A 3,495-nucleotide genomic window follows, 5' to 3' on the forward strand; every position below is an offset into this window, starting at 1 on the left:
TAGCCGATGGCAAGAGCGGTGTTGAAATCATCATCCATTGCCTCATAGAAGTCGGCCAGCGCCTTATCGGCAGTTTCTGCCAGCTGTGCATCAGCCCCGGCGGTGCCCTCCTTTTCCAATAACGCCCTGCCGTTATCGTAGGCAGTGCGCAGGCGCACCAGTCCCGCCTGTGCCTCCTTGATGCGTTCCTCGCTGAAATCCAGCGGGCTTCTGTAATGGGTGCGCAGGATGAAGAAGCGCACCACCTCGCCCGGATACAGCTTGAGGATATCCGGCACGGTGATAAAGTTGTTCAGGGACTTGCTCATCTTCTCATTGTCAATGGTAATGAAGCCATTGTGGAGCCAGTACCGGGCAAAGCTGTGATAGTCGCCGCAGCAGCACTGGGACTGGGCAATCTCATTTTCGTGGTGCGGGAAAATCAGGTCACTGCCGCCGCCGTGGAAATCAAAGGTTTCACCCAGATATTTCAGGGACATGGTGGAGCACTCGATATGCCAGCCCGGACGCCCCTGCCCCCACGGGCTTTCCCAGAACGGCTCTCCCGGCTTGGCGGACTTCCACAGGGCAAAATCCATCGGATTGTGCTTTCTGGTGTCCACCTCAACCCTGGCGCCTGCCTGCATGTCCTCCAGCCTGCGGCCGCTGAGCTTGCCGTACTCCGGGAATTTCTCCACGCTGAAGTACACGTCCCCTTCCAGCTCATAGGCATAGCCCCGGTCAATCAGCTTCTGCACCATATCAATAATGTCCTGCATGTGCTCAGTAACCTTTGGATAGAGGTCGGCACGCTGTACATTCAGCTTGTCCATGGCCTCAAAATACCCCTTGATGTAACGGTCGGTAATCACCTGCCAGCTGACGCCCTCCGTATTGGCCGCCCTGATAATCTTGTCATCCATGTCGGTAAAGTTCTGGATGTGCTTCACCTCAAAGCCCCGCTTCCGGAAATACCGCTTGATGACATCCCAGGTCACAAAGGGACGGGCGTTGCCGATATGGGGATGATTGTAAGGGGTGACACCGCAGACATACATGCCCACCTTGCCCGGCTCCTGCGGCACAAACTCCTCTTTTTTCCTCGTCATAGTATTGTAAACTTTAAGCATTTTTTTCTTCCAGCTCCTTTTCAAGTTCCTTGATACGGCCTTCCATCTTCTCAAGACGCTGGGACATTTCCAGCATCAGGTCACGAACAGGGTCCGGCAGCTCATCATGATTGAGGTCTACATCCTGCTCCTCTACCATTTCATCAGAATCCACATCGTTGTCCAGCAGCTTCATCATTTCGTCGGTATAGACCGGCTCGCCCACTCTTTTGCCGTGCATGACCACCACGCGGCCGGGGATGCCCACAACTGTGGCATAAGCCGGTACGGCCTTCAGCACCACGGAGCCCGCACCTATCTTGGCATGGTCGCCTACCGTAAAGGAGCCCAGCACCTTGGCTCCCGAAGCCACGACCACGTTGTTGCCGATAGTAGGGTGGCGTTTCCCCTTTTCCTTGCCGGTACCGCCCAGGGTAACCCCCTGATACAATGTGACGTTCCTGCCCAGCTCCGCCGTTTCACCGATGACTATACCGGTGCCGTGGTCAATAAACAGGCCTTCGCCAATGGTGGCACCGGGATGGATTTCAATGCCGGTCAGAAACCTGCCCAGATTGGAAATCATGCGGGGTATCAGCACCCAGCCCTTCAAATACAGCCCGTGGGAAATACGGTGCAGCCAGATGGCATGCAGTCCCGAATAGCAGCATACCACCTCGATAACGCTGCGGGCGGCCGGGTCACGCTCAAAAATAACCCGGATATCCTTCTTGATACGGGACCTAAGTCTTTTAAAAAACATTGCTAACACAACTCCTAAAAAACAAAAGCCGCCTCTGTAAAAGAGACGGCTAAAATGACGTGGTTCCACTCTAATTCGAGCAGCCGGACTATACTGCGGCCCGGAAGAAACTCTCGCATCCCTCTCCCGGTGGCGCGGCGCAAACTGCTCCTCTGCGGCTTTTAACGCACTCCCTGCGGCAGAACCTACAACATCACGTATTCAGCCCTGCAGCTCCCAGGCGCACTTTCCATCAGCGCAGCTCAAATTCCTCACAGCCCCGCGGCATAATGCCAAAAATCAGCTCAAATGCCGATTTTCAAAAGCCTGCCCCATCGGGAATTCTCTCTGACAGCCCGTTTTGATGTACTCTGCCTGTTCACAGCCATTAAAATATGTTACGTCATATTTTAGCAAAAAACACATGCAAATGCAAGAAATGTTTGCCGCCTTATAGCCACCTGTATCAACTGACACCAAACCTTTGTCAAGCGAAATCCGCCTGTCGGCAGGCATCAGACTGTAGCGGCCTACATCCACGAAGCCTTGCTGTCAGTCAGGCAGCCATCGGTCATGGTGTACTGCTTCAAGCTGTCCTTTGCCGCCTGAATGCAGATGTAGATCATGCCATCAGCACCGGCCGCAATAGCCCGCTCCGCCTCCGGCTCCACCCTGATGAGGGAGCCCTCCTGCACAGCGAACTCTTCCCCATCAGCGTAGAACAGGCCGTCACCCTTGATAACGATATACAGCTCCTCGTTCTGCTTGTGGGTATGCACGAAGGGATTGCCCTGATTGGCCGCCAGATTGTTGATGGAAATTTCCATGCCTGTCAGGCCCAGCCTTTCCTTTTCAAACAGCTTGTCATTTACCTCGCTCAGCCTGCCGATATTTTCTAACACTACGTTTTTCATTTTATTTTCCTCCAATTTTCCTTTTCCCAGCTCTTAGTTATCAGCCTTTAAGCTAACAGCTTGATAAGTGTATGTACACCTTTTTCCTGAAAATTTTACTGATGCCGTGAGCGGGCAAAATCACTCATGGCACCAGTGCTTCCAGCTTGGAAAGCGTACTTTTTAATTGTTTCAGCTCGTCAGCACCCAGATAATCTTCCAGTGCCTTCTGTGCAGCATCCCATAGCTCCTTGCCGCGCAAAAGGGCAGTGCGGCCGCTCTCCGTCAGGACAATCTCCCTGCGCCGGGCATCACTTCCCTGCCTCTGGCAGATAAGCCCCTTTTCCAGCAACGGCTTCAGATTTCTGTTCATGGTGGTGCGGTCAACGCGAAACTCCCCCGCCAGCTCACTGATGCCGGGAGCCTGCATGCCGTCTATGACGTTCAGCATGCCGAACTGATTGAGGGTAATACCCCCCGGCTCCAGCATGGAGTCATAAAACTGCGACACAGCCCTTGACGCCCTGCGGATATTCATGCAGTTGCAGGGACTGGACGGCTTTGGGTACAAGCCTGTCTTTTCATTTTTGCTCATAATCGGATATCCTCTTATATTACGTGTATATACACTATTATTATATGCAACACCCATCACTCTGTCAAGCATTTAGTAAAATTTCAGTTTATCGTAGTGCTTGTATGATACTTTGGTGACATAAACGAATAGTTTTTTAGTTCGTGCACTCTGTTCAGATTAAAAATGGGATGAGCA

Annotated in this window: 4 protein-coding genes; all 4 read right to left on the reverse strand. The window is 52.7% G+C overall.

Going from position 1 to position 3,495, the window contains the following annotated elements; all coding sequences use genetic code 11:
• Window positions 1-1,109: cysteine--tRNA ligase (cysS, locus tag ACI3UA_RS02840; RefSeq protein ID WP_439723317.1), on the reverse strand; the 1,109-nt coding region annotated here is incomplete at its 3' end.
• The gene (gene cysE, locus ACI3UA_RS02845) at window positions 1,102-1,851 is read right to left on the reverse strand and encodes a serine O-acetyltransferase (protein WP_439723318.1); all 750 of its coding nucleotides are present in this window, start codon (window positions 1,849-1,851) and stop codon (window positions 1,102-1,104) included. The genes cysS and cysE, both read right to left, overlap by 8 nt.
• 509 nt (window positions 1,852-2,360) lie before the next feature.
• Window positions 2,361-2,744: a cupin domain-containing protein gene (locus ACI3UA_RS02850; protein ID WP_439723319.1), complete on the reverse strand. Its 384-nt coding sequence runs from the start codon at window positions 2,742-2,744 to the stop codon at window positions 2,361-2,363.
• Between the two features lie 124 nt (window positions 2,745-2,868).
• Entirely contained in the window at window positions 2,869-3,318 is a 450-nt protein-coding gene (locus ACI3UA_RS02855) for a MarR family winged helix-turn-helix transcriptional regulator (protein ID WP_439723320.1), read from the reverse strand.
• Window positions 3,319-3,495 lie beyond the last annotated feature (177 nt).

The sequence above is a fragment of the Anaerovibrio sp. genome (assembly GCF_051866355.1).
Lineage (GTDB): Bacteria > Bacillota > Negativicutes > Selenomonadales > Selenomonadaceae > Anaerovibrio.